Below are 17,179 nucleotides of genomic sequence, written 5' to 3' on the forward strand. Positions count from 1 at the left end.
TAATGAGTATTTTGGAATCAATGATTGATGCTCACTCAGAGCAGTTTCAGGCAAACAAAGATGCCATGCAGGCCCATATCGATAGCTTCCGTGAAATCGAACAGAAGGTTCTCGATAAAGAACTGCAGGCAAAAGAGAAATTTCAGAAACGTGGAAAACTTTTACCTCGTGAACGCATCAATCTCTTGCTAGACCGCAATACACCATTTTTAGAAATCAGCTCCTTAGCTGGTTATAAAATGCATGATGATAAAGACGGCTCTATGGCTGGCGGTGGCGTCATCGCTGGCATCGGGTATGTTTGCGGCATCCGCTGTTTGGTCGTAGCAAGCAATAGCGCGATCAAGGGTGGCACCATATCACCTACGGGGCTCGAGAAAACATTGCGTCTTCAAGAGATCGCAAAAGAGAATAAACTGCCGATTGTCACGATGGCTGAAAGTGGCGGCGCCAACTTAAACTATGCAACCGATGTCTTTGTGCATGGTGCGCGCGGTTTTGCGAATCAAGCTCGTTTGTCCGCAGCAGGTATCCCGCAGTTCACGATTGTACATGGTAATGCGACGGCAGGTGGAGCCTACCAACCAGGTCTTTCCGATTACTCTATTGTGGTAAAAGAACAGGCCAAAATGTTCTTGGCAGGACCTCCTCTACTTAAAGCAGCAACCGGTGAAATTGCTACCGATGAGGAGCTAGGTGGTGCGGAGATGCACGCACAAACCGCAGGTACCGCAGAGTTTCTCGCTGAAGATGATTCCGACGGCATTCGTATGATGCGCGACATGGTCAAACAAGTACCATGGAACGAGCAACTCAGCTCTAAAGCAGAACGACAATGGGAAGAACCAAAATTTAGTCCTGACGAGCTTATCGGCGTTGTTCCAAGTGATAGCAAACAACCTTATGACGTTCGTGAGATAGTTGCGCGTATTGCGGATTCATCTGAATTCGTCGATTTCAAACCCGAGTTCGATAATCAAACCGTTTGTGGCTTCTTAAAAATTGAAGGCCATGCATGCGGGCTGATCGGTAACAATGGGCCAATCACACCAAAAGGTGCGGCAAAAGCTGCGCAGTTTATCCAACTATGCGAGCAGTCCGGCACAAGCCTATTGTTCTTCCATAATACAACCGGATTTATGGTTGGAACCGATGCAGAACAAAATGGCGTTATCAAACACGGCTCTAAGATGCTGCAAGCCGTGGCTAACGCAAGCGTACCGAAACTTACCATCGTGGTTGGCGGCTCTTACGGCGCAGGTAACTATGCAATGTGTGGGCGCGGATTAGACCCTCGTTTTATCTTCGCTTGGCCAAACAGTAAAACGGCTGTAATGGGTGGAGCGCAAGCTGGCAAGGTCTTGCGTATTGTTACCGAAGACAAGCACGCTAAAATGGGTAAAGAAGCAGATCCCGCAATGTTAGACGTTCTAGAAAAAGCTACTGCCGACAAATTGGATAAAGGTTCAACCTCACTATATGGCACGGCAAGGCTTTGGGATGATGGACTTATCGACCCCCGTGACACCCGAAAAGTATTAGCATTTTTGTTAGATATTTGTGACGAAGAAAAACGTCGAACTCTACGCCCGAACACCTTTGGCGTGGCACGACTTTAAGCTTGGTAACCGACAGAATAAAAACAGTTTTGTAAGAGGCAATTCACATGATTTTTACACAAGAGCACAACGAGATACGACGCACCGTTAAGAACTTCGTAGAAAACGAAATTAACCCATATTGTGATGAGTGGGAAAAAGCGGGCGAGTTCCCAATGAAAGAAATGTTCAAGAAGCTTGGCGATTTAGGGCTTCTTGGGATCAGTAAGCCTACTGAATACGGCGGCATGGGCCTTGATTACAGCTACAACATCGTAGCGGCCGAAGAATTTGGCGCGGCACATTGTGGCGGCGTGCCACTTGCGATCGGTGTTCAAACTGATATGTGTACCCCTGCCCTCGCGCGCTTTGGCTCAAACGAGTTGCGCGAAGAGTTCTTAGCGCAATCTATCAGTGGCGACATGATTGGTTGTATTGGTGTATCAGAACCAAGCGCTGGTTCAGACGTCGCCGCGATCAAAACTACTGCAAAAAAAGACGGTGATGACTATGTCATCAACGGTACAAAAATGTGGATTACAAACTCCCCGAAAGCAGACTATATCTGCCTATTGGCCAACACCTCTGACGACAAAGTACATCTGAATAAGTCCTTAATCGTTGTTCCAATGAATACGCCTGGTATCGAAGTAGCGCCACGCCTAAACAAACTTGGTATGCGCAGTTCTGAAACCGCACAAGTGTTCTTTGATAACGTTCGTATTCCGCAGCGTTACAGAATTGGCGCAGAAGGTTCAGGCTTTATGATGCAGATGCTTCAATTCCAAGAGGAGCGTTTATTTGGTGCTGCAAACATTTTGAAAGGGCTCGAACAATGCGTTGACCAAACCATTGATTATTGTCGTGAGCGCCAAACCTTTGGACAGCCTCTGCTAGATAATCAGGTGATTCATTTCCGTTTAGCCGAACTTCAAACAGAAATCGAAGCACTGCGCTGCATGGTTTATCAAGGCGTTGAAGGATACATCAACAAAAAAGACGTCACGATGCTAGCCTCTATGGCGAAACTTAAAGCCGGCCGTCTCGGCCGTGAAGTTGCGGACAGCTGCTTGCAGTATTGGGGTGGTATGGGCTACATGTGGGAAAACCCTGTTTCGCGTGCGATGCGCGACATTCGTTTGGTATCTATCGGCGGTGGTGCTGACGAAATTATGCTTGGCATTATTTGTAAGCTGATGGGCACCCTACCGAAGAAAAAGAAGTAAGGAGCGACTGAATGACAACGCTTCCGCAATGCGAAACCTTACTAATTGATCTGCAAGACCATGTTTTGCAGATCACGCTGAACCGACCCAAGACACGCAACGCGATGAGCCTTCAAATGGTTCAAGAATTGATGTCGGTATTCAAAGCTATTGAGCATGAACAAAATATTCGCGTTGTGGTCATGCGCGGCGCAGAGGGTCATTTCTGCGCTGGTGGCGACATCAAAGACATGGCAAATGCACGTGCAGCGCTAGGGCAAAAAGCTGAAGGTGATGAAGACCCTTTCTACGCATTAAACAGAGAATTTGGGCGCATGATTACCTTTGTCAACCAAATCCCGCAAGTCTTGATTGTTGTGGCTGAAGGCGCAGTACTAGGCGGTGGCTTTGGCTTAGTATGCATCTCTGACCTTGCGTTGTGCCTTGATAGCACGCAGTTTGGCTTGCCAGAGACAAGCTTGGGTATACCACCAGCGCAAATAGCACCTTTTGTTGTGACACGCATAGGCTTAACACAAGCAAGACGCTTATCATTATTTGGTGCGCGTTTTAAAGGTACTGAAGCAAAAGAATTAGGCATTGTTCATGAATGTTTAGATTCAAACGAAGCCTTAGAAACGGCGCTTGAGACTGCTCTTTCTCAAGTTAAAAATTGTGCGCCACAAGCGAATCGAACAACTAAAGAACTGATCTTAAGCGTCGGACACCAACCTCTTGAATCCTTACTTGATGGCGCAGCGAAAAATTTTGCGTCAGCCGTGCAAGGCGCCGAAGGACAAGAAGGAACCATGGCGTTCATCCAGAAACGAAAAGCCAGTTGGGCAGAATAACGACAAGCGTATTGGAGAAGATAAGAAAAATGTTTAACAAAATACTGATCGCTAATCGTGGCGAAATCGCAGTAAGGGTCATACGCACTGCAAAAGATTTAGGGTTTGAAACTGTAGCGGTCTACAGTGAGGCCGATAGTGGCGCACCACATGTCCTCGCGGCTGATGAGGCGGTATGTATTGGTCCAGCGTCTGTTGGAGAATCTTATTTAGTCGCTGACAAAATCGTGGATGCGGCGAAACGCACAGGCGCAGGAGCTGTTCATCCCGGTTATGGTTTCTTGTCTGAGAACTGTGACTTTTCTCAAGCTTGTGCTGATGCAGGCATCGTATTTATTGGACCACCAGCTCCTGCCATCGAATTGATGGGCAGCAAACGTCTTTCTAAAATCGCAATGATTGAAGCAGGCGTTCCGTGTATTCCTGGGTATGAAGGTAGCGATCAAAACCTAGACACTCTTCTAAGCGAAGCCAAGCGTATTGGTTTTCCGTTAATGGTCAAAGCCTCAGCAGGTGGTGGCGGCCGCGGGATGCGCCTGGTTCATGAAGAGAGCGAGCTCGAATCACAAATCAACACCGCCAAATCAGAAGCAGAACATGCGTTTGGCAGTGGCGAGCTTATTCTTGAACGCGCGGTCATTAGCCCACGCCATATCGAGATCCAAGTGTTTGCCGATCAACATGGCAATGCCGTGTACTTGGGTGAACGTGATTGTTCGATTCAACGCCGCCACCAAAAAGTCGTGGAAGAAGCCCCCTCACCGTTCGTTGATCCAGAGCTTCGCAAGCGCATGGGTGAAGCCGCTGTGCAAGCTGCAAAAGCATGTAACTATGTGGGTGCAGGTACAGTTGAGTTCCTGGTCGACGCAGAGAAAAACTTCTACTTCCTTGAAATGAACACGCGCTTACAAGTTGAGCACCCTGTTACTGAATTAATCACGGGAACAGATTTAGTTGAATGGCAAATTAACGTCGCGGCGGGCGCTGTACTTCCGTTAACGCAAGACGAGATCACGTTAACCGGCCACGCGATTGAAGTGCGTTTATATGCAGAAGACCCGCGCAATCAATTTCTGCCGCAGACAGGAAAAATCCAACGTTGGAGCGTCAGCAATGCGATGGGAACTAGAACAGATGCAGGGATTCTTGAAGGCCAAGAAGTGTCTCCGTTCTATGACCCAATGCTAGCCAAACTGATTGCTTACGGCAGCAATCGTGAGGAAGCGCGTCGCCGCTTAATCAAGTTACTCAAAGAAACCGTACTGTTTGGCGTGAACGTCAATACGCATTTCTTATCAGAAGTATTGCAGCATTCGCGCTTTATTGATGGCGAAGCAACAACAGCTTTCATTGAGCAAGACTTCAATGCCGATCCAAGCATGGAAGAGCAAGCAAGCAACCCACTTGCAACAGCACTTGCCTGTATTTGCCTTCATAAGAGCAAACAAACCAAAAATACCGTTTCTTCAATGCTACTAGGTTGGAGCAACAGCGCTGCTAGCGAGTGGCCTTACACCTTACAGTTCCAAGACAAAGAACTTAAGCTTCAAGTTCAAGAGAACGATAATCTATATACGATCAAGCAAGCAGATAGTGAAGAGACAAGCAGCATAAAACTGATCAGCTGCGATTCAGAAAAAATTGTCATCGAGCAAGATGGCATTCGACAGACGTGTCAGAAGCTCGTGAGTGGCGATGACATTTTCTTGCGCATTGACAGTGAAGACTTCCAGTTTAAAGATACAACGCACGTCGCTAAAGATGCCGCGGGCGCAGCAGGCAATGGCCAAATTCAAGCAAGTATGGATGGTGCAATCATCAAAGTGTTTGCCGAAGCAGGTCAAGCTGTCAGCAAAGGCGACACTCTTGTTATCCTAGAAGCAATGAAAATGGAGCATCCGCTAAAAGCTGATGTTGATGGTACGGTTCAGTCCGTGCTTGTCACCGAAGGCGATCAGGTCAAGCTGCGCCAATTACTTGTTGAAGTTGAATCGAGCGAAGTATAAGTAAACACAATGAGCACATTAAAAGATAAAGTTATATTTATAAGCGGCGCAAGCCGAGGCATTGGGCGCGAAATGGCGCTTAGGTTTGCCCAAGATGGCGCTAATATAGTGATCGCGGCAAAGTCTGCAGATCCCCACCCGAAACTCCCCGGCACGATACATACGGTTGCAGAGGAAGTTATTCAGGCCGGTGGACAAGCGCTCCCAATACAGGTCGATGTGCGTGACGATGAAGCTGTTGTAGCTGCGGTCGAAAGCGCTGCCGCGCACTTCGGTGGTATTGATGTTGTTATTAACAATGCAGGCGCCATTAAACTTACAAACTCCGAAAACCTTCCTATGAAGCGTTTTGATTTGATGCATCAAATTAACACGCGTGCTGTTTTGTCATTGTCCAAAGCAGCTCTTCCGTTTCTGAAGAAATCAGAGCATGGGCATATCTTGAGTTTGTCTCCGCCATTGAATTTAGATCCAAAATGGTTCGCACATTACGGACCATATACGATCACAAAGTATGGAATGTCGATGCTGACGCTTAGCTTGGCACAGGAGTATCGTCGTTATGGCATCGCTGTAAACTCATTGTGGCCTCAAACGGTTATTGCAACGGCTGCGGTAGAATTCGAAGGGGGCGGTAAAAGTATCCTCGAAAAAGGTCGTATTCCAGCCATCATGGCTGATGCGGCATATGAGGTCGTTCGTTCGGAGAACCTATCGATAACAGGTGAGTTGTTAATCGATGAATCAGTTCTTAGAAATAGCGGTGTCACTGATTTCGACCAATACCGTTATTCAGACGAAAACACGAAGCCCTTGATGAAAGACCTTTTTGTCGAATAAACTCTAAAAGAATAGCAAGGCATCAAACAACTGATGCCTTGTATGAGACATTTTGATGTTGTCTCTAATCGGCTGCCAATAAACACAAATAAGCCATAGGAAAGCATCATGTCAGCGACACCTAGTATTGATATTTCTGTGCATGGCGATCAAAGCATCGCTACGAGCAATCTTCCGCCAGTCAAAGTATCCGTTATCGAAAATGACCGCATTCGAAATGCTTCTAGCTTTTTAGAAATTTTCTACGAACGAGCCAAACTGCATCCTCAAAAAACGTATCTACGCCAAGCTTATGGCGAACACTGGCATGAATTCAGTTGGGGTGAAGTCTATCGCATGGCAGCCCGTACCGTGACAGCTCTGCGGTCCATGGGTTTACAGCCTGGTGATCATATTGGTTTGCTGTCTAAAAACTGCTTTGCATGGATTGTCGCAGACATCGCGATCATGATGGGTGGATATGTATCTGTTCCCTTCTATCCGACCTTGTCAGCAAAGGATTTAGACGAGGTCGTTCAGCTAAGCGATATAAAAGCATTGTTTGTCGGCAAACTCGAAAACTGGGAAGAGCAGCGTCATGGCGTTAACAGTAGCATTACTACAATTGCCTTCCCTCACTTTGAAGGTAATAGTCCTTTAGATGGCTGTAACTATAAATGGGATGACATATTAGACTTCGCTCCCTGTACGGACCCTCATCAGCCTCTTGCAGATGAAATCTTTACCATCATATATACCTCCGGTACGACAGGCACCCCAAAAGGTGTGATGCTGGATTACGCTTGTGCGAATCAAGTGATGAAACACGAACGTGCTAAACCTGCTTATGGTGTGTATCAAGGAGTTTCCGAGCGTGTTTTGTCCTATTTACCACTAAACCATATCGCCGAACGCGTCGTGTCAGAGGTCAGTCCAATCGTTGCAGGTTCTGAAGTCTCGTTTAGTGAGTCTCTAGATCGCTTTGCAGCAAATTTACAGTCGGTACAACCGACACAGTTTTTTGCAGTACCGCGTATTTGGGTAAAAATTCAACAAGGTATTCTGTCTAAGCTTCCTGAACAGAAACTACAGAAACTCCTTAAAATTCCGCTAGTCGGACGGTTTATTAAGCACAAAATCAAAAAGGGCTTGGGATTGAGCTCGGTGCAGTCAGCGGTATCGGGCGCCGCGCCCTTATCTGCTGCACTTCTGCGTTGGTACGGACAACTCGACATTAATATCCAAGAAGTTTATGGCGCGACAGAACTATGTGGCGGTGTCACCTATAACACCTTAGATGACATTACCCCCGGTTCTGTCGGAAGACCGCTTCATGGTGTTGAAATATTGATTGATGAAGAAACCGAAGAAGTCCTAATCAAAGCTCCATGGGTGATGAAGGGATACTATAAATCTCCTCAAAAAACCGCGGAGGTCTTATCACCTGAAGGCTGGTATCGAACTGGCGATACAGGACGCTTAGATAATGAAGGACGATTGATCATTACGGGTCGCGTTAAAGACACATTTAAAACGGCCAAAGGTAAATTTGTTCTGCCTGTTCCCATCGAGCATAAAATGGGAGCAAACACGAATATCGGTCAAGTCATGGTCACGGGTTTTGGTCTGACACAACCAATCGCGCTTATCAATCTAAGTGAATCTGCTGCTGATGTGTCTGAAGAAGATATTACAAGCAACTTGGCGCAAACACTCAAAGAAGTGAACGCAAGCTTAGATGGCCATGAAAAAATATCTCATATGATCGTGTTTCCCGAGCCATGGGCTGAAGACTGCGGTTTCTTTACACCTACACTTAAGCTTAAACGTCATGTCGTCGACCAAACTTACAGCACTCATTATGAAGGTTGGTGCAGTAATAAAGAGCCTATTGTTTGGGCCGACGAGATGTATGTACTATCGAGCAAAGCAAGTTAAGCTCAATGAAAATAGAGGGAGGAAAGATTAGATCACGCCTTCCTCTTTTAACTGAGCGAACCCAGCTTGATCTAAGTCTAAAAGCTCAGCCAACACGCTTTCTGTGTGTTCGCCCAGCGTTGCTCCAGGCCAATCGGTTTTACCTGGCGTTGATTTAAGCTTTGGAACAATGGCCGGAATCTCTAGCTCTCTCCCGTTTATTTCAACTTTCTCGAACAAGCCACGCGCTTGATAATGTGGATCTTCAAACATGTCTTGGGCGTTATAAATTGGCCCAACGGGCACGCGTTCAGCCTCAAGAATATCAATAATCTCTCTTGAAGAGTGCGCCAAACACCACTGCCCTATCGCTTGATCAATGGTGTCTTGATGAACAACCCGACCGGCATTAGTTTGCATTTCCTCATGCTCCGCCAGATCTACTCGGTCTACAGCATGCATTAAACGTTTGTAGATAGAATCGCCGTTGCCGCCAATAATCACGTATTTCTTATCTGCGCAACGATAAGTATTCGTAGGGACAATACCTGTCACGGTTGTTCCTGAGGGTTCACGAATCGCACTACACCCTGAGTATTCGGGCACTACACCCTCCATCAAATTAAATACCGCCTCATAAAGTGCGACATCAACAATTTGCCCGAGACCGTCGGTATTGTTATGTCGTTCAATAATTGCCATTGCAATCCCGAGGGCCGCGTGAATGGCAGCTAAAGTATCACCAATACTTAGATTTGGTCTGACAGGAGCTTCGTTCTCAAAACCATTCACATGGCGAAACCCGCCAAAGCCTTCACAAACAGAAGCGAAACCAGGCTTGTTTGCATACGGTCCATCCTGACCGTAACCCGATATTCGTGTATAGATTAAACTAGGATTTTTCTCGCGAAGAAGTTCTGGACCTAAGCCCCACTTTTCCATCGTGCCCGGTCTAAAGTTTTCGACCAAAACATCTGCTTTTTCAATAAGCTTGCCCGCGATCTCCCGACCCTTGTCTGACTTGAGATCTAAAGTCACAGACTTCTTATTACGGCCGATGCTGTACCACCAATAAGATGTGCCATTTTCAGTGAGTCGCCATCCCCGAATCGGATCACCTTTCTCGGGCGGTTCGATCTTGATTACTTCTGCCCCAAAATATCCTAAGATTGACGTGGTAAATGGCCCCGCTAACAATTGTCCCATCTCGACAACTCGGACGCCTTCCAAAGGTCTTTTTCTAGTCTGTTCCATCGAAAGTCTTCTTATTGATATTGTATTGAAAACATCATACCAAGTTCATCACTCGCCTCCAGATATAAATCTCCAAGATTGAACTCTTAATCACCACTATCAGTAAGCGAGAATCAAAAGCAGATCTGAGGTTTAAGTTCTTAACGATCAACCTGTAGTGCTAGCGATCATTGAGATCTAGCAGTAATATAAAACGCGTATACCCCGTAATTAAAAAAACAACAATGGTAGCCTCATGGATAATAAAACAGAATCATTTGCGAGCTTCTCAGAGTTTTACCCTTACTATTTATCTGAACATGCCAACCAAACCTGCCGGCGCCTGCATTTTGTTGGAAGCAGCTTAGTTATCCTTACCTTAGCATGGATCATTTTAAATAGTGCTTGGAGCGCGTTAATTTTACTCCCACTTATCGGATATGGCTTTGCTTGGGTTGGGCACTTTTTCTTTGAGAAAAACAAACCTGCAACCTTTAAATACCCTCTTTACAGCTTCATTGGCGATTGGGTGATGTTTAAAGACATCCTAATAAAACGCATTCCTTGGTAATTACGCCTCTATGACCTTTCATCGAGCTTTATGATGTACAAAATCCATGAACTAAGTGCAGAGCACAAAACCAAGCCTGAACAGATTATCGAGACGCTAGATCGGGCCCATACACGCATAGACGCTTTGAACCCAAAGTTAAACGCGATCGTTCACGATTTTCGCGAGCAAGCGTCTGCAAGAGCAAAGGTATTAGTGAATGAAGACCCATCAAATCTACCTTTGTATGGCGTACCGGTCACGATTAAGGAATCGTTCGTATATCGAAATTCACCCTGTACGATCAACTTCCCGCCACTGAAATCTTATGCGCCTGACATCAACTCAGTACTTGCTCAGCGATTAGAAAATGCTGGAGCGATCATCTTAGGTAAAACCAATGTCCCAATGCTTCTATCAGATTGTCAGACCTTTGGTCCGCTCTACCCGACTGCAAACAATCCCTACGATCTTCGTAGAACTCCCGGTGGAAGCACAGGAGGTGGTGCCGCTGCACTTGCAGCCCAATTGAGTTATGCAGAAATTGGCAGCGATATTGGCGGTTCTATTCGAAACCCAGCTAACTTATGCGGATTGTTTGGCTTAAAGCCGACTACCAATGGACATATACATGATGGCCATGTTCCACCTCTACCAAACAGAGGAACCGGTTTTACAGCGCTAAACAGCACCGGCCCTCTGGCGCGAAGCGCTAGCGACATTGAGCAAATTTATAAGGTCTGTTATCAACCCTTACCTGAATACCAACAATACCTAGACATTCAGACATCCACACCGATTCACAACAAGCTCGCGAATTATAAAATCGCTTATTACGATGAATTGGCTGGAGTTCAATGCTCCGCCCCTACTCAGCGAGGGCTTCAGCGTGTCGTAAAATGCTTAGAAGATCAAGGCGCGCAAGTAAGCAAAATTCGCATTGATGAGCAATTAGCCGACAAAACGCTGAAGACCTGGGTCAAGTTATTTGGTTTCGTTTGTTCCCAAGACTTTGCATGGCCAGTAAGAAAGATCCTTCAATTTAAATTCGGAAAAGATCTTAAGAAATCTAGCTTTGATGCCAAACAAGAGCTTAAAAAAGGCCTAAGCATGAACTTCCGAGAGTATTCAAAAGCCTTGCTGGAGCAAAAAGAATGCATTGCTGAGTTTTCTCGCTACTTTAATGATTACGACTTTATCTTATCGCCAACCAGCATAGGTCCAGCGTTCGAGCACAATCACAAACACAACAATATAGAATTCGATGGCCAGAGTTATAACTACACAGATTATTGCTTTGGTTTTGTGATGTTTTATAACTTGTTGGGCAATCCAGTGATGAGTTTGCCATCAGGAATCGACGAGAAATACGGCCTGCCGATTGGTGTGTCAATCGCAGCATCACATCATAGCGAAAATCAGTTAATTCACTTCTCGAAGTTGTTAGAAAAGCAAGGTTTTGAATTTCAAGCGCCAACAATCAGTTAGCGCTTGAGAGTTCGATCACTAGAATTAGTAATCGAAGATGTTATTGATTAGGCGACCACTAAACCAAAATTGCGCAGTGATGCCGACGGTGTCTATTAGGTCGTCTCCAAACGTGTAACGGTTAATATCGCCACGCAGTTTCCAGCGTTCGTTCAACTCATACATAACGCCAACGCCATAATACTGATCGATACCTGCGACCGTTTCGAACTTTTCAAAAGGAAGATTATTTTCAGTCACGAGGCGGCTATAGCGTTCACCATCCCAGCGTAAAACGCCAAGCTTTATATTAGCTTCCCACTTGTCAGCAATTTGAGGTGAATATTGAACATGTAAAAACCAACCCTCAGATTTTACATCCATGCGCATATCTAAAGACGTTGATGAAGAATCACCTTGATAGCCACCGTGTGTCTTACCAAAGTCGATATAACCCCACTCCCAGTCCCAATCGACATGAGGTGAAACACCCATGTATATGCGCTTACCATGACCCGCGTCTTCAAAAGTGATTCGGCGCTGATTCTCCAGAGTACCCAAACCTTCTTCTTCGACAAAAAATGCAACTGTGTTGTCTAGATCATCTGCACTCACTAACTCCGAGCTCGTTGCAAACAGCTCTACACCGCCGTAATAAGGATAATCGCCGCGCGCTGCATGAACATCGGAAACGACTAAGGAACTAAATGCTAAAAAAACAACTACTAAGCGCTTCATGAAGCGACCAATCTCCTAGAACAAAAACGGAAAAAGTATACTGAAGTAATGAAATGAAAAATGTGCGTGTGTCGATACATCAGACGCAGCACCACCTTAATCGGAGGAATATCGCTGGTTATTTGATGTCTTATTGGCTTCTCTCAGAGCTTTCACACGCTCCGAAATCTTAATTTCCAAACCTCGCTCAACCGGTTCATAAAAACAAGTACCATCAATCTCCTCCGGAAAATAAGACTCCCCTGCAGCAAAGGCAAAAGGTTCATCATGCGCATAGCGATATCCCTCTCCCATTCCCTGTTCCGCCATCAACTTAGTTGGTGCGTTACGTAAATGCATCGGAACATCACGATACACATCACTCTGCACGAAGGAACGACTCGCCTTATAGGCCGTATAAACAGCGTTACTCTTCGGCGCGACCGCAAGATACACGACCGCCTGCGCCAAACTGAGTTCGCCTTCAGCCTGACCCAATCGTTCGAGCGCCTCCCACGCATTCAGTGCGAGCGTTAAGGCTCTCGGATCCGCATTACCGATATCTTCGCTAGCCATACGAACTACTCGGCGAGCGACATAAAATGGGTCACAGCCACCTTGCAACATCGACTGTAACCAATACAGAGACGCGTCTGGATCCGATCCTCTAACAGACTTATGTAATGCAGAAATCTGCTCATAAAAAACGTCACCGCCCTTATCAAAGCGCTTAAGGCTCGTTTGCATCACAGCAGCAAGCGTATCTTCAGAGATAACCAATGCGTCGCCCGAATGCTCCGCAAGATCAATCGCAAGCTCTAGGAAATTCAGTAATGTTCTGGCATCCCCATGTGCAGACTTCAGGAGAGCCAGTCGCAAATCTTCAGAAAATACAACATTCTGCCCTTCGTATCCTTCTGGATGAGTCAAAGCCTTATCAATAAGCATATTGAGTGAAGACTCATCTAAAGCATTTAACACGTAGACTCTGGCACGTGATAACAAAGCATTATTTAATTCAAAAGAGGGGTTCTCGGTGGTTGCGCCGACAAAGATAAACGTTCCGTCTTCAATGTAAGGCAAAAACGCATCTTGCTGCGCTTTGTTGAAGCGGTGAACTTCATCAACAAATAACAAAGTCGGCTGCTGGTTCGCTGACATCACTGCTTTTGCGTTATCAACGGCCGCGCGAATTTCTTTCACTCCACCCAAGACCGCAGATATCGCGAGAAAATTCACATCGAAATGTGTTGCGAGTAACCGTGCAAAACTTGTTTTACCAACCCCTGGCGGCCCCCATAAAATCATCGAATGCAACACATGCATATCAATTGCTTTACGCAATGGAGCGCCGGGCCCGAGTAAGTGCTCCTGCCCTAAATACTCATCGATATTCTTTGGCCGCAAACGCTCAGCGAGAGGTTTATACGCACTAGTCTGTTCGAATAAGTCAGACATGTATTACTCACCCTGACGAATCACATCAGTACCTTCAGGAAGATCAGGTTTAAAATCTTTCTCTGTCAGTCCTGAATTCACGAATGTAGAGATAAAGCTCACGGTCGTATCTTGACCCAATGAATCAGTAATTCTTAAGTCAGAAAGGGTTGTACCTTTAAAACGAACACGAAGCACTTCAAAGAGACTCCCTTCACTAGAGGGAAACAAAAGAAACTGTGCTTCGTCACCCTCACCATCGCGTTTCTCGACAATGAAGTTATTTGCGATTAATGCAGCATCACCGTTGAATAACATAGCTGGCGTGGCAGAGAGATCATCGCCAAGCAGCTGAACACTTGCCTGTTCTAGATCGGGATCGTAGACAGTTACTTCACCCTGATATACATATATTTTCTGAGCTAATGGCGCTTTTGTTTCCCAATAAAACAGATCTGGCTTCTTAGCCTTAAATTCACCCCGTGTTTCTTGAACACGTGTACCTCTGCCATCAACGACAAATTGGATAAATGCCCCCTGAATATCCGCCGATTCAGATAGCAATGCAGACAATTCATCTGCGTCTGTGCGTGTTTTTGAAAACAGATCAAAAGAGGCAATGATTAAAATCGTTACGAGAGAAAACCGTAAAGAGAGGGATTTCAGCAAGGTATGCTCTCCAAAAAAAAGAAAAGAGCATACCACAGGAGGAAATGGAAAAACTTAAGGCTTTGTTAGCCAATAAACAGTTTATGCTTCAGGTGGTGGCGGAGCTAGAACTTCACGACTGCCGTTGTGACCCGCCTCACTTACGACACCGGCTTGTTCCATCGCTTCGACCAAGTTTGCCGCACGATTGTAACCAATTTTCAGCTTACGCTGAACTGATGAAATTGACACACGTCGTGTTGTCGTAACAAAGGCAACAGCCTCATCAAACAAAGCATCTTGTTCACTTGCGCCAGAGTCTTCAGCGAAGGCTGCAGCGATCGGGTCACTTGATTCTCCGCCAGAGAGGACTTCCTCTAGATAATTAGGCTGGCCACGCTGTTTCCAATCATCAACTACCTTATGCACCTCGTGATCATCAACGAATGCGCCGTGTACCCGAACTGGAACACTTGTGCCCGGCGGCATATATAGCATGTCACCATGACCCAGCAACTGCTCTGCTCCACCTTGATCGAGAACCGTTCTTGAATCTATTTTTGACGAAACTTGGAAAGAAATACGAGTCGGAACGTTGGCTTTAATTAAGCCTGTGATCACATCAACCGATGGACGTTGCGTCGCCAGAATCAAGTGTATCCCTGCTGCACGCGCTTTTTGCGCGATACGGGCAATGAGTTCTTCAACCTTTTTACCGACAATCATCATCATGTCAGCAAACTCGTCAATCACGACAACAATAAAGGGCAAGTTTGTTAACTCTGGGTGATGCTGCTCTTCATTTAGTAGATGTTCATCTGGCTGCCATAGAGGGTCGAGGATTGGTTCACCTGCCTCAGCTGCAGCTTTCACCTTGCGGTTATAGCCAGCGATATTTCGAACACCAAGAGATGCCATCAATTTATAACGACGCTCCATCTCAGCAACACACCAACGCAAGGCGTTTGCCGCCTCTTTCATGTCTGTTACAACAGGCGTTAAGAGATGCGGGATCCCATCGTAGACAGAAAGCTCCAACATCTTTGGATCGACCATAATGAAACGCACTTCATCAGGCGAAGACTTAAATAGCATGCTCAAAATCATACTGTTTACACCAACTGATTTACCTGAACCGGTTGTACCTGCAACAAGTAAATGTGGCATCTTAGCAAGGTCTGCAACAACAGGGTCACCCGCAATATCGTTGCCTAGCCCTAAACTTAGCGGAGACGCGGCATCATCGTAATCTTTAGAACTCAATACTTCACTAAATCGAACGATCTCACGATGCTCGTTCGGTATCTCAATCCCGATCACTGACTTCCCAGGTATAACCTCGACAACACGAACACTCATTACTGCCAATGAACGCGCAAGGTCTTTCGCAAGATTACTAATCTTACTCACCTTCACGCCAGGCGCGGGTTGAACTTCAAAACGCGTAATTACAGGGCCGGGGTTAACTTCGACAACCTCTGCACTCACCCCAAAATCAGCTAGTTTCACTTCAAGCAAGCGCGACATGCTTTCAAGGTCTGCGGGCGAATACCCTACCTTTTTGTTTTTCTCAGGAGGGTCTAAAAGCGTTAATGAGGGTAAAGCAGACTCTTGTCCAATAAACAAACTACCCTGTTGCTCTTCTTCGAGGCGCTTGCCTTGTTTGCTCTTCTTAACAAACGGAGAAATTTTAATAGACTTACCATCTGATTCTGCCTCAGCCGCAGACTTTTTCTTTTGCTGAATCACAACGGTATCAGTGCTTGGCGAAACTTTTGGTTCGACTTTTTCCTGAGTTTCAGTCTCTGTCGGTGCTTTCTTAGCTAAACCTAAGACCTTTTTAAGCGCAGGAGCACTTTTCTCTTTCACTTTCTCGACGCTCGCCTTCGACTCAGACAATGTCTTAACCGGTTCTTTCAAGGCCTCGTGTTTGGCTTCGCGCTCTTGTTGTCTGCGGATAATATCCTGCTCTAACTTTCGCTGAGCACGCAGATCACGCCTAACATCTAAATAATTTTTGATAAAGCTATAGACTCGATTTAAGCCTCTTCCAATGACTCGACCACAGGCAATCGTAAAGGCTCCGGTACGGTCCATTAGCCCCAACCAAGAAATACCCGTAAATACAGTCAAACCAAACAGCAGCATTGATACCAACAATAAAGTGCCGCCCAAAGGATTAAACGTTTGCAGCATCAGAGCCGCAAACTCATATCCCAAAATTCCGCCAGCGTGATCATCAAGCCCCGAGATACTGTACATAGCCAATATGCCCGTCGCTCCCAGCATAGTCACAACAAAGCCAATGACTCGAATACTCACTAACGGCCAGTAGGTCTCGCGAACCTCTTTTCGATACTTAAAAATTAAGCAAGCTCTAAAGCCGATCAAAACTGGGAATAAATAAGCTACATAACCGAAGAAATACAGCAAGATATCTGACAGCCATGCACCTGCACGGCCGCCGTAATTGAGTGGAACCGATTGCGTACCGGTGCTCGTCCAACCGGGATCGTTTGCGCTATGAGAACCTAGCGCCATTAACAAGAAAGCACATAAAGCAACGGTAAGAATCAGAGCACCTTCACGCACGCCTTGAGAGACATAAGCATGGAACTTCTGATCGCTAGAGTTTGTTACTTTTTGTCCCAGGGCGGGATTAGCACTCAAAACAATCACCTTTCTAAAATACGAGCAAAGGTAAATCCCACTTATGGAATTTACGCAACAC

General features: G+C 45.9%; 13 protein-coding genes. 8 read left to right on the plus strand and 5 right to left on the minus strand.

From position 1 onward, the window contains the following. The first annotated feature begins 2 nt into the window (after window positions 1-2). From A3762_RS10610 to A3762_RS10635, 6 genes are all read left to right on the plus strand, one after another. A complete protein-coding gene (locus tag A3762_RS10610; protein ID WP_068755385.1) occupies window positions 3-1,619 on the plus strand; it encodes an acyl-CoA carboxylase subunit beta in 1,617 nt (538 codons plus the stop codon). 47 nt (window positions 1,620-1,666) lie between these two features. Beyond that, window positions 1,667-2,824, plus strand: a complete 1,158-nt coding sequence (locus A3762_RS10615; RefSeq protein ID WP_068755386.1) for an acyl-CoA dehydrogenase family protein — start codon at window positions 1,667-1,669, stop codon at window positions 2,822-2,824. Window positions 2,825-2,835: 11 nt separating this feature from the next. Next, a complete protein-coding gene (locus tag A3762_RS10620) occupies window positions 2,836-3,654 on the plus strand; it encodes an enoyl-CoA hydratase/isomerase family protein (RefSeq protein ID WP_068755388.1) in 819 nt (272 codons plus the stop codon). Between the two features lie 29 nt (window positions 3,655-3,683). Further along, the gene (locus A3762_RS10625; protein WP_068755390.1) at window positions 3,684-5,660 is read left to right on the plus strand and encodes an acetyl/propionyl/methylcrotonyl-CoA carboxylase subunit alpha; all 1,977 of its coding nucleotides are present in this window, start codon (window positions 3,684-3,686) and stop codon (window positions 5,658-5,660) included. A gap of 9 nt (window positions 5,661-5,669) precedes the next feature. Then, window positions 5,670-6,500, plus strand: coding sequence for an NAD(P)-dependent oxidoreductase (locus A3762_RS10630; RefSeq protein WP_068755391.1), 831 nt, complete (start codon window positions 5,670-5,672; stop codon window positions 6,498-6,500). 108 nt (window positions 6,501-6,608) lie between these two features. After that, window positions 6,609-8,417 carry an AMP-binding protein gene (locus tag A3762_RS10635; RefSeq protein WP_082869074.1) on the plus strand — a complete coding sequence of 603 codons (1,809 nt, stop codon included), beginning with the start codon at window positions 6,609-6,611 and terminating at the stop codon, window positions 8,415-8,417. 27 nt (window positions 8,418-8,444) lie between these two features. On the opposite strand, the gene A3762_RS10640 is transcribed toward A3762_RS10635, so the two are convergent. Then, complete coding sequence (locus tag A3762_RS10640) at window positions 8,445-9,650, minus strand: CaiB/BaiF CoA-transferase family protein (RefSeq protein ID WP_068755393.1); 1,206 nt, start codon at window positions 9,648-9,650, stop codon at window positions 8,445-8,447. A gap of 235 nt (window positions 9,651-9,885) precedes the next feature. Between A3762_RS10640 and A3762_RS10645 the strand changes: the two genes are divergently transcribed. Both A3762_RS10645 and A3762_RS10650 read left to right on the plus strand, forming a co-directional pair. After that, window positions 9,886-10,200, plus strand: coding sequence for a DUF962 domain-containing protein (locus tag A3762_RS10645; protein ID WP_068475883.1), 315 nt, complete (start codon window positions 9,886-9,888; stop codon window positions 10,198-10,200). 30 nt (window positions 10,201-10,230) lie between these two features. Then, the gene (locus tag A3762_RS10650) at window positions 10,231-11,667 is read left to right on the plus strand and encodes an amidase (protein ID WP_082869075.1); all 1,437 of its coding nucleotides are present in this window, start codon (window positions 10,231-10,233) and stop codon (window positions 11,665-11,667) included. 24 nt (window positions 11,668-11,691) lie between these two features. Here the strand turns inward: A3762_RS10650 and A3762_RS10655 are convergent, their stop codons facing one another. From A3762_RS10655 to A3762_RS10670, 4 genes are all read right to left on the minus strand, one after another. Beyond that, entirely contained in the window at window positions 11,692-12,384 is a 693-nt protein-coding gene (locus tag A3762_RS10655; RefSeq protein WP_068481173.1) for a hypothetical protein, read from the minus strand. Between the two features lie 96 nt (window positions 12,385-12,480). Further along, complete coding sequence (locus tag A3762_RS10660) at window positions 12,481-13,821, minus strand: replication-associated recombination protein A (protein ID WP_068755397.1); 1,341 nt, start codon at window positions 13,819-13,821, stop codon at window positions 12,481-12,483. 3 nt (window positions 13,822-13,824) lie between these two features. After that, window positions 13,825-14,469: an outer membrane lipoprotein chaperone LolA gene (lolA, locus tag A3762_RS10665; protein WP_197469197.1), complete on the minus strand. Its 645-nt coding sequence runs from the start codon at window positions 14,467-14,469 to the stop codon at window positions 13,825-13,827. 81 nt (window positions 14,470-14,550) lie between these two features. Further along, window positions 14,551-17,118, minus strand: a complete 2,568-nt coding sequence (locus A3762_RS10670) for a DNA translocase FtsK (RefSeq protein ID WP_304439282.1) — start codon at window positions 17,116-17,118, stop codon at window positions 14,551-14,553. Between the last annotated feature and the right edge of the window lie 61 nt (window positions 17,119-17,179).

The sequence above is a fragment of the Oleiphilus sp. HI0125 genome (genome assembly GCF_001635355.1).

Bases quoted from the DNA above. Each gene is read 5' to 3' on its own strand.
- A3762_RS10630 (WP_068755391.1), top strand. From the start codon at position 5,670: ATGAGCACATTAAAAGATAAAGTTATATTTATAAGCGGCGCAAGCCGA.
- A3762_RS10650 (WP_082869075.1), top strand. From the start codon at position 10,231: ATGATGTACAAAATCCATGAACTAAGTGCAGAGCACAAAACCAAGCCT.
- A3762_RS10655 (WP_068481173.1), bottom strand. From the start codon at position 12,384: ATGAAGCGCTTAGTAGTTGTTTTTTTAGCATTTAGTTCCTTAGTCGTT.
- A3762_RS10625 (WP_068755390.1), top strand. From the start codon at position 3,684: ATGTTTAACAAAATACTGATCGCTAATCGTGGCGAAATCGCAGTAAGG.
- A3762_RS10615 (WP_068755386.1), top strand. From the start codon at position 1,667: ATGATTTTTACACAAGAGCACAACGAGATACGACGCACCGTTAAGAAC.
- A3762_RS10640 (WP_068755393.1), bottom strand. From the start codon at position 9,650: ATGGAACAGACTAGAAAAAGACCTTTGGAAGGCGTCCGAGTTGTCGAG.
- A3762_RS10635 (WP_082869074.1), top strand. From the start codon at position 6,609: ATGTCAGCGACACCTAGTATTGATATTTCTGTGCATGGCGATCAAAGC.
- A3762_RS10645 (WP_068475883.1), top strand. From the start codon at position 9,886: ATGGATAATAAAACAGAATCATTTGCGAGCTTCTCAGAGTTTTACCCT.
- A3762_RS10620 (WP_068755388.1), top strand. From the start codon at position 2,836: ATGACAACGCTTCCGCAATGCGAAACCTTACTAATTGATCTGCAAGAC.
- A3762_RS10660 (WP_068755397.1), bottom strand. From the start codon at position 13,821: ATGTCTGACTTATTCGAACAGACTAGTGCGTATAAACCTCTCGCTGAG.
- A3762_RS10610 (WP_068755385.1), top strand. From the start codon at position 3: ATGAGTATTTTGGAATCAATGATTGATGCTCACTCAGAGCAGTTTCAG.